Origin of the sequence: Paenarthrobacter sp. FR1, from assembly GCF_051106045.1 — a bacterium.
GTDB classification, from domain to species: domain Bacteria; phylum Actinomycetota; class Actinomycetes; order Actinomycetales; family Micrococcaceae; genus Arthrobacter; species Arthrobacter nitroguajacolicus_A.
The window spans coordinates 266,126-289,473 of sequence record NZ_JBPFSF010000005.1 but is presented as its reverse complement, the minus strand read 5'-3'; the positions used below and the strand labels follow the sequence as shown (position 1 = coordinate 289,473).

The following is a 23,348-nucleotide window of genomic DNA, read 5'->3' as shown; positions in this document are numbered from 1 at the left end:
GGGTACTTGATTTGATACCCCCATAGGGTATATGTTGGCGGTATGAGCAAGGTAGACCTGAGTGTCAATCACCCGAGCGCGGATGTTCCTGTCATCGAAGTGGACCTGGAGCACGCGCCACCGCATGGATACACCAGCAACAAGGACGCGTACCTCAAACGGCTGAAACGCATTGAAGGCCAAGTCCGTGGAATCGCGCGCATGGTGGAGGACGACAAGTACTGCATCGACATCCTCACGCAGGTTGCCGCTGCCACCAAGGCCCTCCACGCGGTCAGCCTTGGGCTTGTTGAGGAGCACATCGGCCACTGCGTGGTCGGGGCCGCCTCCGAGCCGGATCCTGAAGCCCGCGCCGAGCAGATCGATGCCAAAGTCAAGGAGGCCACCGATGCCATCGGGCGCCTGCTGCGGTAATTCCGCTCCCACTCATCACACCATCCAACTCAGCACCAAGGAGCACGCCATGAGCCAGACAATCCAGACCAACGTGAACGTTTCCGGCATGACCTGCGGCCACTGCGTCTCCAGCGTGAGCGAAGAACTCGAAGCGCTGAGCGGCGTCCAGGATGTCGCCGTGGACCTCAACCCCGGCGGCCTGTCCACCGTAACCATCACCTCAACCAGCGAGCTCTCGCCATCGGAAATCGGCGAGGCCGTCGCAGAAGCCGGCTACCTGGTGGTAGCCAACGAAGCTTAGGAGTCCTCTTGAGTAGCCAGGAGACTTTCAACCAGCCCGCACACAGGGTGATCGAACTCGACATCGAGGGCATGACCTGCGCCTCGTGCGTCAATCGAGTGGAACGAAAACTGGGCAAGCTCGACGGCGTCGAGGCAAGCGTTAACCTGCCCCTCGAATCAGCCCATGTGACGGTCCCCGCCAGCGTGACCGACCAGCAAATCGTGGACACGGTCAACGCAACGGGTTACAAAGCAACCGTTCGCCAGGCCCCGGCACCACACACTCGCGAACACAATACCCACGAGCACCACCACGGCGACGAGGCTCCGGAAGCAGAGCACGCAGCGCACGAAGATCATATGGAGCATGGCCCCTCCGCGTCGACGCTCCGTCCGCGCCTGATTGCCGCAGCGCTGCTGACCGTGCCGGTGTTCGCGATCTCGATGATTCCCGCGCTCCAGTTTGCCAACTGGGGATGGGTAGTCGGCGCCTTGGCTTTGCCCGTGGTTAGCTGGGCGGCCTGGCCGTTCCACCGGGCAGCGGCCATCAACGCCAGGCACTTCGCGTCCACCATGGACACCCTCGTTTCCATAGGCGTCATCGCCGCTTACCTGTACTCGGCATGGCAGTTGTTCGCAGATCCCCGCATGACAGAGCACCCCGGCATGGAAAGCATGTCCGGCGGTGGGCTGTACTTCGAGGTCGCGGCAGTGGTCACCACCTTCCTGCTCCTCGGGCGCTACCTGGAGGCCAACGCCAAGGCCAAGGCAGGCAATGCACTCAAGGCACTGCTGAACCTGGGAGCCAAGGACGCCACAATTCTGGTGGACGGCGTGGAGCAGAAGATTCCAGCCGACCAACTCCTGGTGGACGACCTCATCGTGGTCCGCCCAGGCGAGAAAATCGCCACCGACGGCGTGGTCACGGACGGCGCTTCCGCCGTCGACGCTTCCTTGGTAACCGGCGAATCGGTGCCGGTTGAAGTGGGACCGGGCAGCCTGGTGACGGGAGCGACGATCAACACATCCGGCCGCTTGCTGGTGCGGGCAACACGTGTCGGCTCCGACACGACGCTCGCTCAGATGGGGCGCTTGGTCAGCCAAGCTCAGACGGGCAAGGCCCCGATCGCCAGGCTCGCAGACAGGATCAGTTCAGTCTTCGTGCCGATCGTGCTGGTCATTGCCTTGGTGACGTTCCTGCTCTGGCTGTTCTTCTCCGGCGACCTCAACGCAGCTTTCACGGCCGCCGTCGCCGTCCTGGTGATCGCTTGCCCCTGCGCCTTGGGCCTTGCGACTCCCGTTGGACTGCTGACGGGGACGGGCCGCGGTGCGCAGCTGGGCATCCTCATCAAGGGCCCGCAGGTCCTCGAGGACACCCGGCACGTGGACACCATCCTGCTGGATAAGACCGGAACCGTGACCAGTGGCAAGCTTGCCGTTGACCACACGTTCGCTTTAAATGGCTACTCCCCAACCGCCGTACTCACCTTGGCTGGTGCTGTCGAGTCAGCGTCGGAGCACCCTATCGCCCACGCGATTGCGGCTGCGGCGAAGGACGCTATGCCCGACGCCGGCGCCCTCCCTTCCGTTCAAGGCTTCAGTTCCGCTCCCGGCGGCGGAGTGCGGGGAACCGTGGTGCTGGACGGCACTGCACAGACGGTAGTAGTTGGACGCTCCGGCTGGCTCGAGGAAAACAGCATCTCCCTCGACTCAGACCAACGGGACACCTTGGCCGCTGAGGAAAACGGCGGTGCCACAGCCATCTGGGTTGCCGTGGACGGTCAGCCAGCAGGGATAGTCAGCCTGACCGACACCATCAAGCCTGGTTCCGCTGCAGCCATCCAGCGGCTGAAGGACCTGGGAATCCGCCCCATCCTGTTGACCGGTGATAACGCCGCCGTCGCCGCGCAAGTGGCTGCCGCCGTCGGGATCGCCCCGGACGACGTCTTCGCCGGAGTCCTGCCGGAAGGCAAAGTGGACGCGGTTCGGAAGCTGCAGCAATCCGGTGCCACGGTGGCCATGGCCGGCGACGGTGTCAACGACGCCGCGGCCCTGGCACAATCGGACCTCGGAATCGCGATGGGCTCGGGCACGGATGTTGCTATTGAAGCCTCTGATCTGACGGTGATGGGTAGCGATCTTGGTCAACTGGTGCAGGCTATTGAGCTCTCCCGAAAAACACTTTCCACCATCAAGACCAATCTGTTCTGGGCCTTTTTCTACAACGCGATCGGCATTCCGGTGGCAGCACTCGGGTTCCTGAATCCGATGATCGCAGGGGCAGCCATGGCAGCGAGCTCAGTGCTGGTAGTAGCCAACTCGTTGCGGCTGCGCTCGTTCGGCAAGTAGGCCCAACTGACTGGCAGTAGTGGTTGCTCTGGGTCCCCAGAACAACCACTACTGCCAGCTACTTTTGCGTGGAGCTAGGCCGTCCCGAAGCGGACAGCAGCCCGGGCCTTGGCCTTGGCAGCTTCCTCGTCGCGGTTCTTCGCCGGCGCATGGCTCACCAATGAGTCCAAGAGATGCTGCGTAATATGGGCGATCTCGTGAACAGCCTCAGCGAAGGCTTCCTCGTTGGCCTTGGACGGGTGCGTTGCTCCGCTGATCTTGCGTACGTATTGCAGCGCAGCAGCCTCCACCTCCGCCGTCGTAGCTCGTGGTTCAAAGTTATGAAGGGTCCGAATATTGCGGCACATAACCCCATGCTAACTATGGGCAGTGCTGCATGGGGAGGGGTGCCCATCGACGGGTTTACGATTCCCGGGATAGGTTTTAGCTATTGGATCTTCCGGATGAGCCGGAGGCCGCTGGGGATGCCGAAGAGCTCGGGTCCGAACAAATGAAGGAGAATCTCATGGCTATTTGGGGTGCAGATGTTGATCAGCTTCGTCAGCTCGGTAACAAGCTGAAGGCAGGTGCCGAGAACATCGAGCAGCAGCGTTCACAGCTGAAGGGTGCTCTTGACGGCACTGACTGGAAGGGCCCGGACGCTGACAAGTTCCGCGGCGAGTGGGACAGCCAGCACGCTTCCAACCTGAAGAAGGTTGCCGACGCACTTCGCGAAGCCGGCGATCGCGCTCAGAAGAACGCTGAGCAGCAGCAGCAGGCTTCCAACTAAGACAGTTGGGAAAGGCCCCGGACGCACGAGCGTCCGGGGCCTTTCGCTGTTAGGAATCAAACCCCTGCTAGTGCCGCGATACCTTGGTGACATGCCCGGAAGGGACGGGTTCGACGTCGTTCGGGTGATCCAGGGCCCTTGCCGCTGCGGCAGCCTCGCGTCGGTCCCCGCGCAGCTCGTCAACGCGGACCAGGACTACGCCTCCCACGATCAGGAGTCCGCCCAGAAGTTGAATCGAACCCGGCAGTTCGCCCAGCAGCAGCCACGCCCACAACACGGCGAAGAGCACTTCAGTCAGGGACACGAAGGACGCCACCTTGGAGCCCAGGCTTCGGGCAGCCATGATCCCGGAAACGTAAGCCAGAACGGTAGCGAGGATGACAAGCCCCAGCGCCGAAACCCACCATGGCGTGGTCCACGGACCCAGGGTGGTGTCCGCGGTGCTGAACGTCATGGGCAACAGGCCCACGAGCCCTACCAGCCACATGGTGAGTGCGCCTACCACCAGGCCACCGGAGGCAAGGACCAGCGGGGGAAGTGTGTCATTTTCCTTGGCGGTGATGAAGAAATAGATCACCAGGCAAACGGCCGCCGCCATGCCCCAGAGGACACCGATGAAGTCCACCTTTACGGCGCCCGTGAGGTCCAGTACCAGCACCAGGCCGCCCAGTGAGAGCAACGCCCCCGCAGCAGTGAGGGCGCGGGGCCGGCGTCGGCTGGCGATCCAGAGCCACAGCACGATCATCACCGGGGCCAGGTATTCGAGCAGCAGCGCAACACCTACGGACAGCCGGGCCACGGCGTTGAAGTAGAACAGCTGGCAGCCCGCCACACCAATGAGACCGAACAGAAGGATGGTGAGCCAATTGTCCTTCAGTTGGTGCCAGCGGCCGCGAAGAACCACGACGGCGGGAATCGCCAGAATCAGCGCCGCACCCGTGAGGCGCACGGCAACCGCGGCGCCGGGTGACCACCCGGTTTCCAGCATCGATTTGGCAAACGAGCCGGAGGTGCCGAAAACAGCGGATGAAAAGAGTGCGATGCCGAGTCCTGATGCCAGGAAACCTTTTGCATCAGCCTTCGTCGTTGGAGCTGACACAGCAGCCTCCTGTCAGGAGTAAAGTGGGCTTATGGTCATGACAGTACTCCCGATTTATGTAAGGAGTCAAAGTGCTTTTTGCGCCTGACACCGAGGTGGCCCTCCGCAGCGTCGTTAATTTGATCAATACAGCGGCCAACGGAGCGGATTCGCTTGCCTCCGTAGAGGATCTGGACGCCTTCCTGGATGCCGAAGAGTTCACAGGTTCACGGACAAAATCGACTGCGGAGCTGAGCAGCATTAAGCGACTTCGCAGCGCCCTGGGCGCATTGTGGAGCTCCGACGAAGACACCGCCGCCAAGTCCGTCAACAAGCTGCTGGCCGATGCAAAGGCCCTGCCCCAGCTCGTGAAGCATGACCACTGGGATTGGCACCTCCACGCCACCACACCCGAAGCTCCGCTGGCCGACCGGATGGGCACCGAAGCCGCGATGGCCATCATTGACGTGATCCGCAGCAAGGAAATGGAGCGCCTGCGTGTGTGCGCGGCCGACGACTGCGACGCCGTGGTGCTGGACCTCAGCCGCAACCGCTCCAAGCTTTATTGCGACACTGGAAACTGCGCCAACCGCGCCCACGTGGCGGCCTATCGGGCTCGTAAAGCCGCGGAGGGCGAGTAGTCGGTGCCGCTGACGCCACGGAGATTCGCTGGCGCCACGCAGATTCGTTGACGCCACGGACCCGGACCAGCGCCACTCGGATGTGCCTGGCACCGGACCGATTCAGTGGCACACATGGTTTTGGGTGTCCTCACGCAGCAGCGAAACCCCGGCGGCAAACGAAAAGCGCTCCCCCACCACAGTGAGGAAGCGCTGGAAGGTTAGCGGCCGGCGTCGGGCGTTTCCGGCTCGTCAGGCGAGTCCGGGGCCGCCGAACCGCCATGACCCGGACGCTTCGAGCTGAGGTTGACGCCGGAGCCCTTGCCCAGGTGGTCGGCGTTCTCCTTATGGCTCATGGAAAGCATGGCTGCCACCACAAGGCTCACAATGAACGCGATGCCGGCGCCGGTAAAGGCGAGGTCGAACCGCGGGGCGCGCGCACTGCCGCCCGAAGCGAAGATCAGCACGGCGATAAAAGCCAGTACGGCAAAGAACGCGGAGAACATGAGGGGTCCCTTGACCGAGGTCCGCATCTTGCGCGGTTCTCCTGGTGTCTGGTCTTCCACGGTCATTCCTCCAATGATGGCGGTTCAGCGTCCGCCGGTCTGCAAAAGTTCTACAACGAGTAGAACGTCCAGCTACTAGTTTACGGCCTCGGGCGAAGCGCCGGGCGCAGCAGCCTGGGCCGAGCCGCCGGCTCCGGTCCGGGCGTCATGCCGCAGCGTCAGTCCGGACAGCACCCACAACACTCCGGAAAGGATGGCTCCACCTCCGGCTACGCCCAACAGCGCATGTGCTCCCAGCGAAGTGAAGAACGGGAGTGCCACGGCAGTGCCTACCGAGATAACGCCGGAAATGAGCCAGTCGCGGGCCAATACGTCACGCTTCCGGAGGCCGTGGGCGAACTCAAGAAGGCCCAGCACCAGCAGCGCCAACATGGCAGCAAGCGCCACACCCTCGTCCGACTGAGTGACCAAGGCGCCGACGCCACCGAGCGCCATCACCACAGGCACCGCCACCGGCAAAGCGCGGGACATCCACACAGCCACTGCGGTCACCAGCAGATACAGTCCCACAGCCCATGCCAGCACGTGCACTGACGGCGAAGCCCAGAAGATGGTGACCGCGCCGAACAACAATGCCACCGTCGCACGGATCAGCACGGGTTTCCAGAGCCCGGCCACGGAGGCAGAAGGAGTCTGGGCAGGAGTCGCTGGGAGAGTCACCCATCCAGTTTAGTGGGAACCCAGCACCATCCACCGATCGGTCCGCGCGCGCAGCCCCAAAGTCACCCCGCGTGCCAACATGTAGCCCAGCGCAAACGCGGCCCACAACCAGAGGAGCCCGGCCTCGCCGTCGGGCCTTACTTGATGGATGATCACCAACAGCGGCAAGTAGACAGCCAGATTTACGACGCCGGCAATCGCCAGGTAGCGCGCGTCACCGGCGCCTATCAGGACACCGTCGAGGACGAAGACGTACCCGGCCAGTGGTTGCCCCACCGCGAGGACCCAGAGGGCAACAGTGAGGGCGGAGCGGACGCCCGAGTCGGAGGTGAAGAGGTATCCAGCCCACGGCGCCGCTATGGCCAGGAGTACGCCCGTGATCACTCCGAACCCGAGACCCCAACGGATCATGGTGCGGGTCAATTCACGGACACGCTGAGCATTCCTCGCGCCGAGTTCCTTGCCGATCAAGGCCTGCGCGGCAATGGCCAAGGCATCCAGGGCGAACGCAAGAAACGAGAAAATGGTCATGGCCAGCTGGTGCGCTGCCAGGTTCACGGCGCCTTGGGCCGTCACCACCAGGACGGTGGCAAGGATGGCGAGGCGAAGGCTGAGGGTCCGCAGCATCAGCCATGACCCCACCTTGGTCATGGCCCGGATTCCGTGCCAGTCAGGCCGCAGGGATACGCCATGATGCCGGGCGTTCCGGCTCACCATCACCAAATAGACGGCCGCCATGGCCCATTGGGCAATGCTCGTACCGATCGCCGACCCCGCCACGGACAGGTTCAGCCCGTAGACCAGGAACACGTTGAGGGCGATGTTCAGGGCGAAGCCGGCCGTCGCCACCAGCAGCGGAGTCCGGGTGTCCTGCAGGCCGCGCAGCACACCGGTGCCCGCGAAGATGAGGAGCATCGCGGCCAGGCCGGGCATGCTCCAGCGCAGGTAATCGACGGCAAACCCCCGCACTTCGCCAGTAGCACCCATGAAACCCACCAAGGGCTCAGCCGCAACAAAGCCGACCACCGCGAGCGCCAACCCGAGCAGCAGCGCCAGCCATACGCCGTCGCGCCCTGCCGCCAAAGCCTTCCCCAACTTGCCGTCGCCGATCGCCCGGGCGACTGCCGGCGTCGTCGAGTACGCCAGGAAAACCATCAGCCCCACTGCGGTGTGCAGGATGGTGGACGCGAGCCCCACGCCCGCCAGTTGGTCGACGCCCAGGTGCCCAACGATGGCGGAGTCCGCCAGGAGGAACAGGGGCTCGGCGATGAGGGCGCCGAAAGCAGGAACGGCCAGGCGCAGGATCTCCCGGGCGTTGGAGCGAGGTGTGGTGGTTGTGGTTTGAGGCACTAAACAAGCCTAGTCCGCCGGGAGCCGGGTAAATTTGGGGCCGTGTCCAACGAGCATCCCGTCACCGTTTCCGTGGCCCGCACCATCCTCCCCGGCTACACCCGTCAAGCGAACGCCTGGGCCCATGCAGGCCAGGAACTCGCCCGTGAATGGCCCGGATATTTGGGGTCGGGGTGGGTACGCAATGGTGCCGGCTCCAATGAGTGGCACATGCTGTATCGCTTTGCCGACGCCGGGTCACTGCAGGAGTGGGAGGACTCGGAGGAGCGTCGGTGGTGGATTGACAGCGCCAGGGACATGATGGAGACCACCCGCGTGGAGCGGCACACGGGGATCGAGGGTTGGTTCTCGCGGCCGGGTGACGTCTCGGTGGTGGTGCCCGAAACCGTGGTGCCACCGCGGTGGAAGCAAGCCATCAGCATCTTCCTGCCGTTCTTCCCGCTCAGCCTGCTGGCAAATTTCCTGCTGCATCCACTGACGCAGGAATGGCCGCTGGTTCTTCAGGTTCTCCTCAACATCGTCATCCTGACGCCGCTGATGACGTACATCTTCCTGCCCATCACCACCAGGCTCCTGCAGCCGTGGCTTCAAAAGCCGGCCAGGAAGCGCCGGAATCAGGCGAAGGGGACACGATGACGTTCTTCCTCTCCACTGACAAGGACCGCGTGGATCGCGATTGGCTCTGGACCCAGCTCTCCACGAATGTTTACTGGGCAAAGTGGCGCACGCGGGCCGACGTCGAAGCGCAACTGGACAACGCGTGGCGGATTGTGGGCGCGTACGACTCTGGAACAGGTGCCATGGTGGGCTATGCCCGGGCGTTCTCCGACGGCGTCGCCCTTGCCTATCTTGCCGACGTTTATGTTCACGAATCGGCGCGGGGCCAGTCGCTGGGCAAGGCGATGGTGCAGGAGATGATCGACGCCGGGCCGGGGGCCAACTTCCGTTGGATGCTCCACACCGGTGATGCCCACGGGCTGTACAAGCAGTTCGGCTTCGCTGAGCCCGACGCGCGATACATGGAGCGCCCGGAAGTTCGATAGCTCCTGATTTTGGTCATAAGAGGCCACAATTAGTTGACTCTTCAACCTATGTCCGTAAGGGTTGAAGATATGAACAAGTCCAGCTTGACCACCACAGCCCTGACCATCCTGCGCGTTATTGCAGGATTTCTCTTCGCCGCGCACGGTTGGCAGAAGTTCAACGAATTCACCATTGCCGGCACGCAGGCTTCCTTCGCCCAGATGGGCGTGCCCGGCGCCTCCGCGGTAGCTCCGATTGTCGCAACCCTTGAGCTGGTGGGCGGCATTGCGCTGATCATCGGTTTCCTGACCCGCGTCTTCGCAGCCCTCCTTGCCGTGAACATGCTCGGCGCGCTGTTCCTGGTACACGCCCCGGCCGGCGTCTTCGTGGGCAACGGCGGATACGAGCTGGTGCTACTGTTCGCCGGCGCAGCCTTGGCCCTGGCGCTTGCGGGCGCCGGCAAGATCTCCGCCGACGCAGCCCTGTTCGGCCGCTCCGGATCCAAGCTCCGCGTCCTCGCGTAACCCAACCGCGGACGCTCTCTCACATCCTGACCCGATTCGCCGATCGCTCTCTCACTTCCTTGAGGAAAGTGAGAGAGCGATCGGCGTTAAGGGGTGGGATGTGAGAGAGCGTCGCGGAAAAGGGGGTGGGATGTGAGAGAGCGATCTAGCCCGTGACGCCGGTGAGCTCGTTCGGGACGTGGTCCACCTTCGCCGACTTCGCAACCTTGCCCGTCTTCAGGTCCACCGCGTGAATGGTGCTGGTGGCCGGTTCGGTGACGAACGCCGTCGAACCTTGCACAAAGAGCGTCGGCCGGGGGTCCTGCCACGTGGCAGACTCTTCCCAAGCAGCTACCACGGGGATGGTTGACGTAACCGCTCCGGAGAGCGGATCGATCACGCGCAGTCCGCCATCAGTTCCGAGGACCAGAGCCTCACCCGACGGCCCGCGGCCCAGTGAGCGGAACGAGTAGCTGGTGCCGATGTCCACGAGCTGCATGGCGGCGGCTTCAGTGTTGACGAGCGAGATTCGCGTCGGACGTTCGGGCTTGGCCGCCTTGTCCACCTTGTAATCGCCCAAGATCACGGGAGACTTCTCCGAACCGGCCTGGTTTCCCAGCCGACCGTACGCATCCGGGCTCGCGACCTTAGTGATGATCCCGTCCTTATAGATCAGCATGCCGTCCTCGCAGCCAACCACCACGGCTTCGCCTGCCGCAACGGCCTCACCATGGACTCCCGGGCAGTCCTCGTTGCGCACGATTTCCTTGCGGTCCTGGCCCTTGCCGGTCGAGAGCACCGCGATGCCGGTGCGACTTTCCTCGTTGCCGAGGGTCACCAGCAGCTTGCCGTCTTCGAGTTCGACGGCGACTCCGTGGTGCGCTTCCGGCGTCACGTAAGTGTCCGTGGCAGGCAGCTTCCCATCCTCCACCGCGGCGGCCAGCGCCGACGTTTCGTAGCTCTCCACCTTGCCCGAGCCGTCATTGAACAGCACGGTCTTACCCGCGTGAAGCACCACGTGACCGGCCTTGTCAGCCTCAAACGCCAAATCGGTCAGCTTGGGATCACTTACGTAGTGGTGGCTGTGGTCGCCGTGCGGTTCGGTCCAGGCGCCCGCGTCGAAGAGGCGGAAAGAGTCGCCGGTGGATACGAAGACGTGCCGTCCGTCGCCTGCCGGATTCAGGCGGTTGAAACCGGACATCTCCGCGGTTCCCACCTGCTTCAGCGAGGTGGCATCGAGAACTGCGATACCGGCGTCGTGCGTGTATACGAGGCGAGGGGTCGGAGCGCCCGCCTCCTTCGGGCTCGGCTTTGAGGTTGCGGACGGCGACGCTTCGTTGGCGTTTCCGGCCGAGCCGCCTGGAGCCGCACAGGCGGTCAGGAGAAGGGCGGAAAGCCCGACGGCGGCAATTGGCCGCGCGCGGAAGCGGCGTCTGCGCGTCGTGGGGGCAAAGGTGGGGAGGGTTGCGTGATGAGGCATGCGTTAAATGATATTGATTCTCATTTACTGCGCAAGTTGCGTGACTTTGCCGCATTTCTACACTCAACATGTTGTTGACAACAAAGTGTTGATAGCCAAAGCTGGGGCAATGAACCAAAGCGCAGCCACCCATGACGCCGCCACAACCTCCCTCCAAACGCAGGCAACACGCCTGCTCCTGGACAGGGGCGCCTCTGACCTCCCCGCCCGGCCATGGCTCCGCCAACAGCAACCGCCGTCCGCGATGGACCTGATCCAACACGTGCTGTGGCGCTCACGGGGACAGGACAACGCTCCTGCGCCCGACACCCTGGACCTCCGCGCCGCCCTCACGCTGGTATCCGCCGCGCGAGGTGAGATGGACGCCGTCGAAACTGCGCTGTTGTTCCTTGCCAGGGCGGAAGGCCTGACGTGGCCGCACATCGCCGAAAGTCTGGGGCTCCGCTCCGCGCAGGCAGCCCAGCAGCGTCTTGACAGGCTCGCGGATCGTCCACGTACAGCGGCAACTCAATGACCCAAATCCTCACGGGAACTCCTGCGAGCGCGGGCACATCCCGGGGTCCTGCCCGGCTCATTCACGGACCCGACGAATTCAACCGCTTCCAGTCCGGCGATGTTCTGGTCTGCCGCACCACCGACCCCGCATGGACGCCACTCTTCTGGACGGCATCGGCGGTGATCACGGAGACCGGCGGGATGTTGTCGCACGCCGCGATCGTCGCCCGCGAGTTCGGGATCCCCGCTGTGCTGGGGGTTCGGGAGGCGCTGGAACTGCTCACTAACGGCGAGACGTTGGCCGTTGACGGATCACACGGAACCGTTGCCCGGATGGATGCCGAATGAGGCTCCTCACCTTGCACGCCGTCCGCCTCTTGGGCTTTGCCGATACCCAGGCCGTGGCGGCTCGCTTCTCGCAGGATCGCAGTCTGGTGGAGTCCCAATTGATCGACGCGGGCGTGAACGGTTTTGTCTCCCGCAGCACTTTTGCGGGGACCAGCGGTTGGTCGTTGTCGAGCTTGGGGAGGGCCGAGAATGAGCGCTTGCTTGCCGAAGAACTGGACAGCGCGGGTGCGCGCGGCATGGTGCTGGCCGTCCATGACGATTTCACGGACTACAACACCGGAGTTGTGAGTGCTTGCAGTGCTTTCCAACTGCAGGCACCGGCCACTCAGGATGCCATGGACTTCCTGATAGGCGCCCTGGCAGCGTGGCGTCCGCTGGAGGCACGACTGACCGGTTTGTTGCCTCGCTTCGAGGGGTATTCCGAACGTCTGCTCCGCGCACTCAAAGCAGCGGTGGAGGACTCTGCCTGGGTTACCGCTACCGACCGCGATTCCTTCCACCGGGCCTGGTTCGAATTGCACGAGGATCTCATTTCCACCCTCGGCATTCAGCGCAACACGTGAGGTGTCTGTCCGAATGGACAGCGAGGACCGACTTACTCGCGTAACAGAAACCCGCCAACAGTAAACTTCCAGCATGAGCGACGCTGCCGGCAATTCCGTGACCCTCCGCTTCCTCGCGGCCCCCACTGACGTCGGGCACAGCGGGTCGGTGGATGCCGGCACAGTTCTTGAGTGGGTGGACAAGGCTGCCTACGCGGCGGCTGTTGGCTGGGCGAAGTCCTATTGCGTCACCGCCTACGTGGGCAACATCCACTTTACGGATCCGGTGAACAGCGGCGACATGGTGGAGGTGACCTCCACGATTGTCTACACAGGCCGCTCCTCCATGCATATCCACACCGTGGTCAGCTCCCGGGATCCGAAGGGTGGACCGGAGACGATGCACAGCCAGTGCATGGTGATCTTCGTAGCCGTAGGTCCGGACGGCAAGCCGATCCCCGTCCCGCAGTTCGCCCCCTCAACGCCTACAGAGATTGAGCAACGCGACCACGCGCTGGCGCGCATCGAAGTTCGCGAGCAGATCGTCAACGCTATGAACGCCCAGGAATATACCGACGCCGGGACGGCCGAGCGCGTCACGCTGCGGTTCATGGCGTCCCCCACTGATGTGAACTGGGGCGGCAAGGTCCACGGCGGCATCGTGATGAAGTGGATTGATGAGGCCGCGTATGTTTGCGCGTCCCGCTACTGCGGGAAGGACACCGTGGCTGTGTTCTCCGGCGGCGTCCGCTTTTACCGGCCGCTGCTGATCGGTCACGTCGTGGAAGTCGAGGCGCGCCTCGTGTACACGGGAGCCAAAGGCATGCACATCGCCGTCCACGTTCGCTCCGGTGACCCAAAGACGCGCGAGATGAACCTGACCACGTACTGCCTCACGGTGATGGTCGCCCGCGACGAAACGGGGACAGCCGTGCCGATTCCGTCGTGGGAACCGGTGACTGACGAGGATAAGAAGCTCCACGCACATGCCCGGGAGCTCCTTGAAATCCGCGGCCGGGCCCCGGGAAACCGACTGCCGGATCACCTGCTGAAGGCTGGTGGCATTTAAGGGGACAGGCAGGCTGTTGGGTGTCGTTTTCCCCCGCTCGCTTTGTCATCCTTGAAAGCTCACCGTCGGGCGGGTAGGCCCGGGCTGCAGCCACGCCATCGTTGCGAGATGGTCGGTGCCCGGCGAGCTGATGACAGAGGCTCCGGAAACGGTGAACCCGCGGAACAGAATATGGTCAGGCCTCGTGGCGGGCAGGCTGGCCGGCCAGGTGAATCCGAAACCGGACCGGGCGTCGTCGAGTATTGCCAGCAACGGGCTGAAGGCGCGGTCTGTGTTGGCAGCGTTAAAGTCTCCCACCACCAATATTCGCGGCGAGGGGTCCGCCTCCACCATCCTGCTGAGCTTCGCGAGCCCGCTGTTCCTGCTGGTGACGTCGCTGGGTCGGACGGAGGGCAGGTGCACGGCATAGAGCTGGACGGGACCGTCCGGCGATTCCAGCCGCATGCTCAGGGCGCGGGACCAGCCGAGCCCCAAAGCAAGGGGCCTGCCTTGGCTTAGCGGAAAGCGGCTCCACACGCCCACCGTCCCCGCTACCTGCCGATGCGCGAACGTCCCGTCCATGAGCGGAGAGATCCGTTCCAAGGTGGGCCCGGAGAGCTCCTGGAGGACCACGACGTCGGCACCTGACTTGATCAGCTTTGCCACAGCCACATCGGCATCCGGGTTTCCTGCGCGGAGGTTCTGCGTGACAACGCTCCATCCGCTGGCAGCCTCCTCCGAGGCGCCTGCAGCGGAAGCCGGCGCGATTCCGGTGGCCACGACGGGTAGAAAGATCACGCACCAGGACACGAGTGCGGCCGCCGCCGGGAGGGCTCCAAACCAGGCTTTCGAGAGCAATGCCACTATCAGCAAGGCCGCTATGACCACCCCCACCCAGGGCAGGAAGCTCTCGATGGCCAGCGCCATCCCACGGACCTCCGGCACCAGTCCATGGCCAAAGAGCAGTGCCATGAGCAGTCCTGCAAACAGGCACACAACCCAATCCCTGGCTCGTGGACGGCGCCGCCGAGCCTCCAACAGCCCGCGCTGCCTGGCCGTTGCATAGGTGGTTCCAGTGTCCTTTTCCATAGCCCCATGGTTCAGAAAGGAACTTAAAGGATTCTGAAGCCCCGCAAACTATGCTGGTGGCCATGACGGAGCCCATAACAGTCTTGGTCGTCGACGACGATCCGGATATCAGGAGCTCCTTGCAGTCCCTGCTCGAAGCGGCCGGCTACCAGGTTGAATCGGCAGATGACGGCCGGGAGGCGTTGGAAAGGGTGGCCGCAACATCCCCGGACCTAGTGGTAGCGGACGTTTTGATGCCGGTGATGGACGGACTCGGCCTCTGCCGAATGCTCCGAGCGGCCGGCAATGCGGTTCCGATCCTCTTGCTCACGGCCCGCAGCGATGTGGCCGACTGCGTTGCAGGGTTGGACGCCGGAGCGGATGACTACCTTTCCAAGCCGTTTGACCCCAAGGAGCTGCTGGCACGGTTGAGGGCCATGGCACGCCGGACAACCCACCTTCCGGCCAGTCCCAGTGGGTACAACGATTTGGAACTGGTGCCCGAGGCCCACGCAGTGAGGCAAAACGGACGGTGGATTGACCTCAGCAGCACCGAATACGCCATTCTTTGCGTCCTCGCGGAAAACCCTGAGCAGGCACTCAGCCGAGGCCAGATCAGTGACGCCGTGTGGGGATATGCAATGACGCCGGCCTCCAATTCATTGGAGGTCTACATCAGCTACCTGCGAAGAAAACTCGAAGCCGAGGGCGAACCACGGATCATCCAGACCGTTCGGGGCGTCGGATACCGGCTGGCTGCGTCGTGACGCTACGGCTGAGGATGACGCTGGTCATCGCAGCGGCCATCACTCTCACCGTCATGGTGTTTGCGGTGCTGGTATATGCCTTGGTGGGCCACGAACTGCGAAAGAACGAGGACCTTTCCCTGCGGCGTGAATCGGATCGCATCATTCAGCTCATCCAGACCGATCCCAACTGGCAAGGGTTTTCGCAGTGCACCTGGGTCCGTTCGCCTGCCTGCGCCCAGCTCGTGGCGCCCACCCCCGGCGAAGACCCTGATTCAGGCGCCGGGCCTGCCTTACCCATCACTGGGCAGATGCGCGACGTGGCAGCCGGCAAGAGTGAGGCTTTCTTCACGGAAGCAGCCATCGGCAACGACCCAATCCGGGTTTACGTCAGACCTCTGCCAAACCAACAAGCGTTGGTGGTGGGCGTCAGGAACGACAGGGTGCTGGCGTCCTTCGAGCGGCTCGGCTGGCTGCTCACGGCGACGGTGCTGGGCGCCTTGGTTGTGGCCGCTGCTACTGCCTATGTGGCAGCGCGACGCGGACTCCGGCCGGTAGATCGCCTCACAGCCGTGGCCGAGAGTATCGCCAAGACCGGCAACACCGACGTCAGGATCCCGCGAAGCACCACAACGGAGATCGACAGGCTCAGCATCGCCTTCAATACGATGCTCGGCGAGTTGGAGGAATCCCGTCGCCAGCAGGAACAACTGATTGCCGATGCCTCACATGAACTGCGGACTCCCCTGACGTCCCTGCGAACCAATGCGGCTATGCTCAGGAATCCCGAACTGTCGCAGGCAAGCAAAGATCGCATCACCGGGGCCTTGGAGCATGAACTGATAGGGATGCAGTCCCTCATTGAGGACCTGATCGACCTTGCCCGCCACGAAGAGGCCCCTTCCTTCACCGAAGAAATGGACCTCAACGAACTTGTGCTTTTCTGCCTGGACAACGCCGAACGGCGTTACCCCGGAGTTGCATGGTCACTCGAAGGCTCCGGGCACCCGCTCCTGGTATCAGGGGAACGCGTCAGGCTGGCCCGTGCCATCGCGAACTTACTGGACAATGCTGGCAAATTCACGGCTGGCAAATTCACGGCCGGCAAATTCACGCCCGAGCCAGGCCAGGTCCGGGTAACCCTGAGCGTGTCCGAAGGCAGCGCCACTCTTGATGTGCGGGATACGGGACCGGGTATTCCATCGGAGGACCTGCCGCACGTCTTTGACAGGTTCTACCGTGCCACCAGCGCGCGAAGCGTGGCAGGATCCGGATTGGGACTGGCCGTGGTGCACCACGCAGCCCTCGCCCACCACGGCACGGCAAAAGCTCATCCGGCCCCACGCGGGGCACACTTCAGCCTTACCCTGCCGCTGGCCGAAGGCAGCTGAACACCACGACAGTTCGTCACCCGGGCCTCAGCGTGGGCGTCCTTCAAGGAAACGTGCTGCTGGAGGGTGGTTACCGTTCTACCAGTCGTTCGGTGCCATACCCTACTTAGTCTTGGTCACCGGAGTCGACCACCGTTCCCTGCTCAAGCGCGGCAGTAATTGCTTCCGGAGATGGCAGAGCTTCCCTCTCTTCCGGAGGGAGGGAAGCGTACGTATATGAACTCACGGCGACTGGCTGGGATGACCCGTCCAGTGCGTACCTCACTGTAGGCTCGTGCTTGGAGCCGCAAACCAGAATTCCGACTGTGGGAGACATCCTCAGGGAACTTCACCAAGTCATTGACCGCAGCCACGTAGAAATTCAGCTGCCCAAGATGTTCGGGCCTGAACTTGCCGGACTTCAGCTCAACGACCACAAAGCGATTGGTAGGCACGTGAACTAGGAGAAGGTCTATGTAAAAGTCCTCACCCTGGGCATCGAGATGGAACTGCCGGCCATAAAAGGCAAAACCCCTGCCGAACTCCGCGAGCGTCTGAGACATGCGCTGGGTCATCGCCTCCCCGCGCCCGGTCGGTAGTGTCGGACAGGTTCCAGGCCGCTGCGAACGCTCGGATGTAAAAGAGATTGGAACGAGAGAAGCCACGCATGCGTGGCAGAGCGCCTTTAAGATCCGCCGCCAGCCCTAAATTGCCTAGTGAAACTCCCCGAACTACCCCACCAAATTCTCGGCAGCACCGTCCATGTGCGCGATGATCGTCTCGCGTGCTTTCGCCGCGTTTCCGGTCTCAATGGCAGCAACAATGTCGTGATGCCGGCCGACGCTCATGTTGCGCGTGGCGCGTTCCAGCCCGGCGAACATGATGGACATTCGGATGGAGCCCTCCAGGGATTCCCACGAATGGAGCAGGGTTTCGTTTCCGGACAGGCGGCAGAGCGTGCGGTGGAACTCGAGGTCGGATTCAATCCGCTCCTCCAGTGATGACTTGGCGGCTTTGTCCATGGTGTCGACGGCGGCACGCAGCTCTGCGAGCGCGGCTTCCTTGTCCGGCATATCGCTGAGGGTCCGGGCAGCCAACGACTCCAGGACGCCTCGGACGGCGAAGATGTCCCGGATTTCCTTGACGTCCAAGTGCCGCACGGACATCCGCCCGCGCGCGCCGGCGGAGATCAGGCCTTCCTGTTCCAGCTGGCGCAGGGCTTCGCGGAGGGTGCCGCGGCTGATTTGCAGCATCTCGGAAAGCTCGGTTTCCACCAAGTGCCGCCCCGGCTCGAGTTCACCGCTGGTGATCGCGGTCCGCAGTGCTGCGAGTGCTTGTTCCCGCAGGCTCTTCTTCTCAAGTCCCAGCAGGGATGCGGTGGCGGCCATGGTGTGTCCTCAGGTTCTATGGGCGACTGCTGACAGTCCGGTGTTAACTGTCGATACTACGGGCAGGAGTACGGGACGGGCAGTCATGTCCGTCCCGCACTCCCAGGAAAACTCAGCCGAGTTCCGCCAACACTTTCGCCACAATCCGGTCCACGGACAGCCCGTAGCGTTCGTGCAGCGTTGGCAGTGCACCGGCGTCGAGGAATTGGTCCGGAAGCGCGATGGGAACCACGCGCTTGCCGAGACCAGCAGTCACGACGGCGGACGCAACAGTTTCGAACAGGCCGCCAACAACCGTGTGGTTCTCCAGCGTCACGGCCAGGCGATCCGTGTTCAGCTCGGCCAGCACGGTGGCGGAGTCGAACGGCTTGATGGTGGGAGTGTGCACCACGGCCACATCCACGTTGTGCTTCGCCAACGCATCCGCCGCCTGCAGCGCACGCATGGTCATCAGGCCGGAGGATACGAACACAACATCGTTGCCGCCACGCAGGACTTTGGCCTTACCGAGCTCAAACTTATAGTCGTACTCGTCCAGGACAGTGGGCACGTTGCCGCGCAGCAAGCGCAGGTACGTGGGTCCATCCGAGGCCGCAAGCTGCGGAACAGCCTGCTCGATGTCCACGGAGTCGCACGGATCCACGATGGTCAGGTTGGGCATGCCGCGGAAGATGGCCATGTCCTCGGTGGCCTGGTGGCTGGGTCCGTAGCCGGTGGTCAGGCCGGGGAGTCCGCCGATGATGTTGACGTTAAGGTTGGGCTCGGCGATGTCCAGGCAGAGGAAGTCATACGCACGCCGGGCAGCGAACACCGAGTAGGTGGAGGCGAACGGGATCAGTCCGGTTTCGGCCATGCCGGCGGCGGCGCCGAAGAGGAGCTGCTCGGCCATGCCCATCTGGAAGAAGCGCTCAGGGAAGGCCTTGGCGAAGATGTGCATGTCCGTGTACTTGCCAAGGTCAGCGGTGAGTCCGACAATCCGGGAGTCCGCCTCGGCGGCTTTGACCAGCGCATGCCCGAACGGCGCGGACGTGGTCTTCTGGCCGGGATCGGCGAAGGACGCGATCATGGCGGAGGTCTTGAGTTTCGGTTTGGTGGTCACTGTGCTCATGCTGAAGCCGTCCCTTCGTATCCTGCGGTCAGCTGTTCGCGGCAGATCTGCCACTCGTGCTCTTCGATGCGCATGAAGTGCGCTTTCTCGCGGGTTTCCAGCAGTGGCACGCCGCGGCCTACCTTGGTGTCGCAGAGAATCACCGACGGCTGTCCGGAAGCAGAGGTTCCCGCAACCGCCCTGCGGGCGGCGATGTTGTCGAACGCTGCCAGCAGCGCCCCGACGTCGTTCCCGTCCACGCGCTGCGTGTACCAGCCGAATGATTCCCATTTCTCGGTGACGGGCTCCGTGCGGAGCACGGTGTCGGTGGCGCCGTCGGCCTGGAGGGCGTTGATGTCCACCATGGCCGTCAGGTTGCCCAGCTGGTGGTGGTGCGCGCCCATGGCGGCCTCCCAGGTGGACCCCTCATCGAGTTCGCCGTCGGAGAGGAAGTTGATCACGCGGGATGCGGAGCTTTGGAGGCGAAGGCCCAGAGCCATTCCGACGGCGATGGTCAGGCCGTGGCCCAACGAACCGCCGGAGATTTCCATGCCCGGGGTGTACGTGGACATGCCGGACATCGGCAGGCGGGAATCGTCGGAACCATAGGTTTCGAGTTCGGCTACTGGAACGATTCCGGCTTCGGCCAGCGCCGCGTAGTGGCCGATTGCGTAGTGCCCGGTGGAGAGCAGGAACCGGTCGCGGCCCTCCCAGTGCGGATCGTCAGCACGGTAGCTGAGTTGGTCAGCGTAGACGGCGGCCAGCATGTCAGCGGCGCCGAGCGCCTGGCCGACGTAACCCTGGCCTTGGACCTCGCCCATGGTCAGGGCGTAGTGGCGGATGCGGTAGGCGGCGGCGCGGATGCGGTCGATGCGTTCGGGTTCGGGGGCTGCCACGGCGGCAGCCGTTTCAACGGATGAGAGAGTCACTGGATTCCTTCCGGGGTCGGGCGCGTACCGATGGGGAGAACGCGCCCGACGTCGAGGGGTGCTTTAGGCGTTTACCGTCTGGGGAGTTTTGCTGGCGGCTTCTTCGGCGAGAGCTCGCTCGCGCTTGCCCCAGGTTTCACGGGTGATCAGCGCTGCCCACAGGCCGATGGCGGCGTAGACGCTGAACAGCAGGGCCGGGCCCATCCATCCCATGCTGACGAACAACAGGGTGGTGATGAAGGGGGTGAAACCGGAGACCATGGCGGAGATCTGGTAGGACAGCGACGCGCCGGAGGAGCGGGTCTTGGCCTGGAAGAGCTCCGGGAACCATGCACCTTGGGCGCCGGCCAGGGAGTTCTGGCAGACGGCGTAGGCGATGACGATGGTGGCGATGATGAGGAGGAACACTCCGGTGTTCACCAGCATGAACATCGGGATGCCGAACACCACTGCGAAGGCCGTGGACCAGATGTACACAGGACGGCGACCAACGCGGTCCGTCAGTTTGCCCCAGAAGTATGTTGCGAAGATACCGATGCCGGCCGCAATGCAGAGCGCCACCAAGGTTTCGGTCTTGTCGGCCAGGTTGTTGGTGTGCAGGTAGGAAATCATGTACGTCACGGAAACGGCGTAGCCGGCAGTTTCGGCGATGCGGAGGCCGATGCCGCGGACGATGTTGCGCCAGTCGGTCTTGATGACCTCGACGATGGGGGACTTCACGATGTCGCCCTTGGCTTTGACGTCCTCGAATACCGGGGACTCGGGAACCTTGGAGCGGATGATCAAGCCAACAGCCACAAGCACGATGCTCGCGAGGAACGGCACCCGCCAGGCCCACTCACTGCCCAGGCCCACGCTGCTGAGGAAGACAAGGTTGGCGAGCAGGAGGCCAACGGGGAAACCGGCCTGCACGATGCCCGTGAACTGGCCTTTCTTCCGCCACGGTGCGTGCTCGTAGCTCATCAGGATGGCGCCTCCCCATTCAGCACCGAAAGCCAGGCCCTGGATGATGCGGACCAAAACCAGGAGCGCGGGAGCAAGGAGACCCACCTGCGAGTACGTCGGCAGGAGGCCGATGGCGAATGTTGCCAGGCCCATGAGGATCAGCGACGCAACGAGCACCGGCTTACGGCCGAGCTTGTCGCCGAGGTGGCCACCGATGATGCCACCCAACGGACGGGCAGCGAAGCCGACGCCGAGGGTCGCGAAGGAGGCCAAGGTGCCAGTCACCGGGTCGGCGCCCGGGAAGAACGCCGTACCGAAGTACAGTGCAGCGGCGGTGCCGAAACCGATGAAATCGTAGGTTTCGATGACTGCGCCAACGCCGGAACCGACGGCGACGCGCTTTGCTTCCTTGGTTCCATGAACCGGACCACGCATGGTCAGAGCTTCATTGCTCATGTGTCTTTCCCTTTCAAAAGTGCGGCGCTTCTTCGGCAACCCCACTGTCGACAGTCAACATAATACGTCAACTGTGACCGAGGACACCAGCAATGTCAACAGTCAACTTCGAAGGTTGACTGTTGACAGTCAACCTAGCTAACGTGGTCTCCATCACTACGGTCCCTCTCTGGCGAGGGCCCCAACTTGAGGATCAACGACGATGTTTCATCAACGACTGGGCTGCTCGTCCATCAGCTTTCGCCACCAGGATCTGGCCGCAGCCCTGAACACCATGGGCCGCCTCGGCTTCGAGGAAATCGACCTCGGTGCACTCCCGGGCGTCTGCGACCATGTGCCCTACGTACTGGACGCCAGGGCCGTGGAGGCGGTTGCCGCCGTCGTCAATGACACGGGCATGCGTGTCCTCTCGGTCAACGGCGATGTCGGCGACTTGAACGCTACGCTCGACGCCGGCGCTCAGGCAGCGCGCGAACGGCACCTCGGGATGCTGCTCACCCTGGCGGCCAAGACCGGCGCGAAGGCGCTCGTCCTGCCATGCGGGGCCATCGACCATGATCCCCTGCGGAGCGTGGAAGAGGACATCGACGTCGTAGCAGCCCAACTGATCCATGCTTCCAAGCGCGCGGCGGAGTTCGGCGTCGAGCTGTGGACCGAATCCCTGCATTACTACCGGCTGTGCTGGAACACCGAACGCGCGCAGCTGCTGGCCGACCGCCTTGCCGGTTCCGACGTCGGAATCGTCATGGACTTCAGCCACATCGTCGCGTCGGGTGGCGACCCAGTGGACTTCGTGGACCGCTTCTCCTCCCGGATAAAGCACGTCCACCTCCGGGACGCCGTGCCGGCCACAGCCAACGAGCCGGGGAATATCAACCTCAGCATCGGCAACGGCCAGGCCGACTTCGGCGCCGGACTCGTGGCACTCAGGGACATGGCCTACGCCGGCCATTTCTCCCTGGAACTCGAAACCCGGGACGTCACCCACGACGAACGCCCCGCTGCTGCAGCCAAAGCGGCCAGCTACATCTCAGACCTCATCTAACAACCACCATCCAAGGAGCACCATGACCACCATCCAGCGCACCGCAGTCCTCACCGGAGCTACCTCCGATCGCGGCATCGGCCTCACCACCGCCCGCCGCTACGCCAACCAGGGCTGGGGCATCGTTATCCTGGACCTCGACGGGGAGAAGTCCGCCAAGGTTGCCGCCGAGATTGCCAACGAATTCAACGTTCCGGCCTTCGGCTACGAGATCGACGTCGCCAACGAAGCTTCCGTCACCGCAGCCCAGGCCGCCGTGGCTGCAGAAGTCACCGCCGGAAACCTCCCGCCCGTTGGAGCCCTGGCCAACATCGCCGGCATCACCTCCCCCGTTCCGTTCCTGGAAACCACGCTTGAGCTGTGGCACAAGGTCATGGACGTCAACGCCACCGGCACCTACCTGGTCACCAAGGCGTTCCTCCCGGGCATGATCGCCAATGGTTGGGGCCGCATCGTCAACATGTCCTCGGTGTCCGCGCAGCGCGGCGGCGGCGTGTTCGGCAAGGTTCCCTACTCCGCAGCCAAGGCCGCCATCCTAGGCTTCACCAAGGCGCTGGCCCGCGAAATCGGTGAGACCGGCGTGACCGTCAACGCCATCACCCCCGGCGCCGTGGACACCAACATCCGCGTCGGCAGCACCGAAGAGCAGGAAGCCGCCATCAATGCCGGCATCCCCCTGGGCCGCAACGCCACCACGGAGGAAGTTGCCGCAGTGATCACGTTCCTCTCCTCCGAAGACTCCGCGTACCTCACCGGCACCACCATCGACATCAACGGCGGCAGCCACATCCACTAAGTCCCTCCG

At 63.4% G+C, this 23,348-nt stretch carries 28 protein-coding genes; 16 read left to right on the top strand and 12 right to left on the bottom strand.

The genetic code is table 11. From position 1 onward, the window contains the following. Positions 1 to 42 precede the first annotated feature (42 nt). From ACR30Z_RS12395 to ACR30Z_RS12385, 3 genes are read left to right on the top strand one after another with little or no spacing between them, the layout of a single operon-like run. A complete protein-coding gene (locus ACR30Z_RS12395) occupies positions 43 to 414 on the top strand; it encodes a metal-sensitive transcriptional regulator (RefSeq protein WP_144648816.1) in 372 nt (123 codons plus the stop codon). A 49-nt stretch (positions 415 to 463) separates the two neighbouring features. Continuing rightward, positions 464 to 697, top strand: coding sequence for a heavy-metal-associated domain-containing protein (locus ACR30Z_RS12390; RefSeq protein WP_167510419.1), 234 nt, complete (start codon positions 464 to 466; stop codon positions 695 to 697). An 8-nt stretch (positions 698 to 705) separates the two neighbouring features. Next, entirely contained in the window at positions 706 to 3,027 is a 2,322-nt protein-coding gene (locus tag ACR30Z_RS12385; RefSeq protein WP_434372809.1) for a heavy metal translocating P-type ATPase, read from the top strand. Between the two features lie 74 nt (positions 3,028 to 3,101). On the opposite strand, the gene ACR30Z_RS12380 is transcribed toward ACR30Z_RS12385, so the two are convergent. Further along, on the bottom strand, positions 3,102 to 3,374 hold the full coding sequence (locus ACR30Z_RS12380; protein WP_144648819.1) for a DUF2277 domain-containing protein: 273 nt from the start codon (positions 3,372 to 3,374) through the stop codon (positions 3,102 to 3,104). A gap of 158 nt (positions 3,375 to 3,532) precedes the next feature. Here ACR30Z_RS12380 and ACR30Z_RS12375 point away from each other — a divergent pair, with 158 nt between their 5' ends. Next, the gene (locus ACR30Z_RS12375; protein WP_011776688.1) at positions 3,533 to 3,796 is read left to right on the top strand and encodes a WXG100 family type VII secretion target; all 264 of its coding nucleotides are present in this window, start codon (positions 3,533 to 3,535) and stop codon (positions 3,794 to 3,796) included. A 67-nt stretch (positions 3,797 to 3,863) separates the two neighbouring features. Here ACR30Z_RS12375 and ACR30Z_RS12370 read toward each other — a convergent pair whose 3' ends face one another. Next, entirely contained in the window at positions 3,864 to 4,895 is a 1,032-nt protein-coding gene (locus ACR30Z_RS12370; RefSeq protein ID WP_144648820.1) for an EamA family transporter, read from the bottom strand. Between the two features lie 71 nt (positions 4,896 to 4,966). On the opposite strand from ACR30Z_RS12370, the gene ACR30Z_RS12365 reads away from it, so the two are divergent. Beyond that, positions 4,967 to 5,515, top strand: coding sequence for a CGNR zinc finger domain-containing protein (locus ACR30Z_RS12365; protein WP_434372806.1), 549 nt, complete (start codon positions 4,967 to 4,969; stop codon positions 5,513 to 5,515). Positions 5,516 to 5,715: 200 nt separating this feature from the next. On the opposite strand, the gene ACR30Z_RS12360 is transcribed toward ACR30Z_RS12365, so the two are convergent. The 3 genes from ACR30Z_RS12360 to ACR30Z_RS12350 all read right to left on the bottom strand — a co-directional run bounded on the left by ACR30Z_RS12360 (position 5,716) and on the right by ACR30Z_RS12350 (position 8,070). Then, a complete protein-coding gene (locus ACR30Z_RS12360) occupies positions 5,716 to 6,066 on the bottom strand; it encodes a hypothetical protein (RefSeq protein ID WP_144648822.1) in 351 nt (116 codons plus the stop codon). Between the two features lie 69 nt (positions 6,067 to 6,135). After that, a complete protein-coding gene (locus tag ACR30Z_RS12355; RefSeq protein WP_434372805.1) occupies positions 6,136 to 6,720 on the bottom strand; it encodes a hypothetical protein in 585 nt (194 codons plus the stop codon). Between the two features lie 9 nt (positions 6,721 to 6,729). Further along, positions 6,730 to 8,070, bottom strand: a complete 1,341-nt coding sequence (locus ACR30Z_RS12350; RefSeq protein WP_144648823.1) for an MATE family efflux transporter — start codon at positions 8,068 to 8,070, stop codon at positions 6,730 to 6,732. A 42-nt stretch (positions 8,071 to 8,112) separates the two neighbouring features. Between ACR30Z_RS12350 and ACR30Z_RS12345 the strand changes: the two genes are divergently transcribed. The 3 genes from ACR30Z_RS12345 to ACR30Z_RS12335 all read left to right on the top strand — a co-directional run bounded on the left by ACR30Z_RS12345 (position 8,113) and on the right by ACR30Z_RS12335 (position 9,617). After that, on the top strand, positions 8,113 to 8,706 hold the full coding sequence (locus tag ACR30Z_RS12345) for an antibiotic biosynthesis monooxygenase (RefSeq protein WP_144648824.1): 594 nt from the start codon (positions 8,113 to 8,115) through the stop codon (positions 8,704 to 8,706). After that, positions 8,703 to 9,113, top strand: coding sequence for a GNAT family N-acetyltransferase (locus ACR30Z_RS12340; RefSeq protein ID WP_144648825.1), 411 nt, complete (start codon positions 8,703 to 8,705; stop codon positions 9,111 to 9,113). The genes ACR30Z_RS12345 and ACR30Z_RS12340 overlap by 4 nt, the downstream gene beginning before the upstream one ends. Before the next feature lie 69 nt (positions 9,114 to 9,182). Beyond that, positions 9,183 to 9,617, top strand: coding sequence for a DoxX family protein (locus tag ACR30Z_RS12335; protein WP_144648826.1), 435 nt, complete (start codon positions 9,183 to 9,185; stop codon positions 9,615 to 9,617). A 145-nt stretch (positions 9,618 to 9,762) separates the two neighbouring features. Here ACR30Z_RS12335 and aztD read toward each other — a convergent pair whose 3' ends face one another. Next, complete coding sequence (gene aztD / locus ACR30Z_RS12330; RefSeq protein ID WP_434372804.1) at positions 9,763 to 11,076, bottom strand: zinc metallochaperone AztD; 1,314 nt, start codon at positions 11,074 to 11,076, stop codon at positions 9,763 to 9,765. A 109-nt stretch (positions 11,077 to 11,185) separates the two neighbouring features. Here aztD and ACR30Z_RS12325 point away from each other — a divergent pair, with 109 nt between their 5' ends. The 4 genes from ACR30Z_RS12325 (at position 11,186) to ACR30Z_RS12310 (ending at position 13,530) form a co-directional block, all read left to right on the top strand. Then, positions 11,186 to 11,590, top strand: a complete 405-nt coding sequence (locus tag ACR30Z_RS12325; protein WP_434372802.1) for a hypothetical protein — start codon at positions 11,186 to 11,188, stop codon at positions 11,588 to 11,590. Continuing rightward, on the top strand, positions 11,587 to 11,919 hold the full coding sequence (locus ACR30Z_RS12320) for a PEP-utilizing enzyme (RefSeq protein ID WP_434372800.1): 333 nt from the start codon (positions 11,587 to 11,589) through the stop codon (positions 11,917 to 11,919). The genes ACR30Z_RS12325 and ACR30Z_RS12320 overlap by 4 nt, the downstream gene beginning before the upstream one ends. Next, a complete protein-coding gene (locus tag ACR30Z_RS12315) occupies positions 11,916 to 12,482 on the top strand; it encodes a hypothetical protein (protein WP_434372798.1) in 567 nt (188 codons plus the stop codon). The genes ACR30Z_RS12320 and ACR30Z_RS12315 overlap by 4 nt, the downstream gene beginning before the upstream one ends. 73 nt (positions 12,483 to 12,555) lie before the next feature. Further along, positions 12,556 to 13,530 (top strand): acyl-CoA thioesterase, encoded by a 975-nt coding sequence (locus ACR30Z_RS12310; protein WP_434372796.1) that lies wholly within the window; start codon positions 12,556 to 12,558, stop codon positions 13,528 to 13,530. Positions 13,531 to 13,575: 45 nt separating this feature from the next. On the opposite strand, the gene ACR30Z_RS12305 is transcribed toward ACR30Z_RS12310, so the two are convergent. After that, positions 13,576 to 14,598, bottom strand: coding sequence for an endonuclease/exonuclease/phosphatase family protein (locus ACR30Z_RS12305; RefSeq protein WP_434372794.1), 1,023 nt, complete (start codon positions 14,596 to 14,598; stop codon positions 13,576 to 13,578). A 62-nt stretch (positions 14,599 to 14,660) separates the two neighbouring features. Here ACR30Z_RS12305 and ACR30Z_RS12300 point away from each other — a divergent pair, with 62 nt between their 5' ends. Further along, entirely contained in the window at positions 14,661 to 15,344 is a 684-nt protein-coding gene (locus ACR30Z_RS12300) for a response regulator transcription factor (protein ID WP_434372792.1), read from the top strand. Between the two features lie 14 nt (positions 15,345 to 15,358). Then, the gene (locus tag ACR30Z_RS12295; protein WP_434372790.1) at positions 15,359 to 16,714 is read left to right on the top strand and encodes a sensor histidine kinase; all 1,356 of its coding nucleotides are present in this window, start codon (positions 15,359 to 15,361) and stop codon (positions 16,712 to 16,714) included. 143 nt (positions 16,715 to 16,857) lie between these two features. Here the strand turns inward: ACR30Z_RS12295 and ACR30Z_RS12290 are convergent, their stop codons facing one another. From ACR30Z_RS12290 to ACR30Z_RS12270, 5 genes are all read right to left on the bottom strand, one after another. Next, entirely contained in the window at positions 16,858 to 17,256 is a 399-nt protein-coding gene (locus ACR30Z_RS12290) for a PDDEXK nuclease domain-containing protein (RefSeq protein ID WP_434372788.1), read from the bottom strand. A 168-nt stretch (positions 17,257 to 17,424) separates the two neighbouring features. Continuing rightward, positions 17,425 to 18,081 (bottom strand): GntR family transcriptional regulator, encoded by a 657-nt coding sequence (locus ACR30Z_RS12285; protein ID WP_144648834.1) that lies wholly within the window; start codon positions 18,079 to 18,081, stop codon positions 17,425 to 17,427. A gap of 112 nt (positions 18,082 to 18,193) precedes the next feature. Continuing rightward, complete coding sequence (locus ACR30Z_RS12280) at positions 18,194 to 19,189, bottom strand: transketolase family protein (RefSeq protein WP_144648835.1); 996 nt, start codon at positions 19,187 to 19,189, stop codon at positions 18,194 to 18,196. Further along, positions 19,186 to 20,097, bottom strand: coding sequence for a transketolase (locus tag ACR30Z_RS12275; protein WP_144648836.1), 912 nt, complete (start codon positions 20,095 to 20,097; stop codon positions 19,186 to 19,188). Before ACR30Z_RS12275 ends, ACR30Z_RS12280 begins: the two co-directional genes overlap by 4 nt. A gap of 63 nt (positions 20,098 to 20,160) precedes the next feature. Beyond that, positions 20,161 to 21,498 (bottom strand): MFS transporter, encoded by a 1,338-nt coding sequence (locus tag ACR30Z_RS12270; RefSeq protein ID WP_434372787.1) that lies wholly within the window; start codon positions 21,496 to 21,498, stop codon positions 20,161 to 20,163. 202 nt (positions 21,499 to 21,700) lie between these two features. Between ACR30Z_RS12270 and ACR30Z_RS12265 the strand changes: the two genes are divergently transcribed. Then, the gene (locus ACR30Z_RS12265; RefSeq protein WP_434372786.1) at positions 21,701 to 22,543 is read left to right on the top strand and encodes a sugar phosphate isomerase/epimerase family protein; all 843 of its coding nucleotides are present in this window, start codon (positions 21,701 to 21,703) and stop codon (positions 22,541 to 22,543) included. Between the two features lie 22 nt (positions 22,544 to 22,565). Further along, positions 22,566 to 23,339, top strand: coding sequence for an SDR family NAD(P)-dependent oxidoreductase (locus ACR30Z_RS12260; RefSeq protein ID WP_144648839.1), 774 nt, complete (start codon positions 22,566 to 22,568; stop codon positions 23,337 to 23,339). Positions 23,340 to 23,348: the final 9 nt, after the last annotated feature.

What these genes read in the sequence shown, in the direction of transcription:
- ACR30Z_RS12260 (WP_144648839.1), top strand. Translation starts at nt 22,566, where the DNA reads ATGACCACCATCCAGCGCACCGCAGTCCTCACCGGAGCTACCTCCGAT.
- ACR30Z_RS12285 (WP_144648834.1), bottom strand. Translation starts at nt 18,081, where the DNA reads ATGGCCGCCACCGCATCCCTGCTGGGACTTGAGAAGAAGAGCCTGCGG.
- aztD (WP_434372804.1), bottom strand. Translation starts at nt 11,076, where the DNA reads ATGCCTCATCACGCAACCCTCCCCACCTTTGCCCCCACGACGCGCAGA.
- ACR30Z_RS12320 (WP_434372800.1), top strand. Translation starts at nt 11,587, where the DNA reads ATGACCCAAATCCTCACGGGAACTCCTGCGAGCGCGGGCACATCCCGG.
- ACR30Z_RS12335 (WP_144648826.1), top strand. Translation starts at nt 9,183, where the DNA reads ATGAACAAGTCCAGCTTGACCACCACAGCCCTGACCATCCTGCGCGTT.
- ACR30Z_RS12340 (WP_144648825.1), top strand. Translation starts at nt 8,703, where the DNA reads ATGACGTTCTTCCTCTCCACTGACAAGGACCGCGTGGATCGCGATTGG.
- ACR30Z_RS12290 (WP_434372788.1), bottom strand. Translation starts at nt 17,256, where the DNA reads ATGTCTCAGACGCTCGCGGAGTTCGGCAGGGGTTTTGCCTTTTATGGC.
- ACR30Z_RS12395 (WP_144648816.1), top strand. Translation starts at nt 43, where the DNA reads ATGAGCAAGGTAGACCTGAGTGTCAATCACCCGAGCGCGGATGTTCCT.
- ACR30Z_RS12315 (WP_434372798.1), top strand. Translation starts at nt 11,916, where the DNA reads ATGAGGCTCCTCACCTTGCACGCCGTCCGCCTCTTGGGCTTTGCCGAT.
- ACR30Z_RS12295 (WP_434372790.1), top strand. Translation starts at nt 15,359, where the DNA reads ATGACGCTGGTCATCGCAGCGGCCATCACTCTCACCGTCATGGTGTTT.
- ACR30Z_RS12310 (WP_434372796.1), top strand. Translation starts at nt 12,556, where the DNA reads ATGAGCGACGCTGCCGGCAATTCCGTGACCCTCCGCTTCCTCGCGGCC.
- ACR30Z_RS12325 (WP_434372802.1), top strand. Translation starts at nt 11,186, where the DNA reads ATGAACCAAAGCGCAGCCACCCATGACGCCGCCACAACCTCCCTCCAA.
- ACR30Z_RS12270 (WP_434372787.1), bottom strand. Translation starts at nt 21,498, where the DNA reads ATGAGCAATGAAGCTCTGACCATGCGTGGTCCGGTTCATGGAACCAAG.
- ACR30Z_RS12300 (WP_434372792.1), top strand. Translation starts at nt 14,661, where the DNA reads ATGACGGAGCCCATAACAGTCTTGGTCGTCGACGACGATCCGGATATC.
- ACR30Z_RS12265 (WP_434372786.1), top strand. Translation starts at nt 21,701, where the DNA reads ATGTTTCATCAACGACTGGGCTGCTCGTCCATCAGCTTTCGCCACCAG.
- ACR30Z_RS12380 (WP_144648819.1), bottom strand. Translation starts at nt 3,374, where the DNA reads ATGTGCCGCAATATTCGGACCCTTCATAACTTTGAACCACGAGCTACG.
- ACR30Z_RS12390 (WP_167510419.1), top strand. Translation starts at nt 464, where the DNA reads ATGAGCCAGACAATCCAGACCAACGTGAACGTTTCCGGCATGACCTGC.
- ACR30Z_RS12280 (WP_144648835.1), bottom strand. Translation starts at nt 19,189, where the DNA reads ATGAGCACAGTGACCACCAAACCGAAACTCAAGACCTCCGCCATGATC.
- ACR30Z_RS12375 (WP_011776688.1), top strand. Translation starts at nt 3,533, where the DNA reads ATGGCTATTTGGGGTGCAGATGTTGATCAGCTTCGTCAGCTCGGTAAC.
- ACR30Z_RS12305 (WP_434372794.1), bottom strand. Translation starts at nt 14,598, where the DNA reads ATGGAAAAGGACACTGGAACCACCTATGCAACGGCCAGGCAGCGCGGG.
- ACR30Z_RS12360 (WP_144648822.1), bottom strand. Translation starts at nt 6,066, where the DNA reads ATGACCGTGGAAGACCAGACACCAGGAGAACCGCGCAAGATGCGGACC.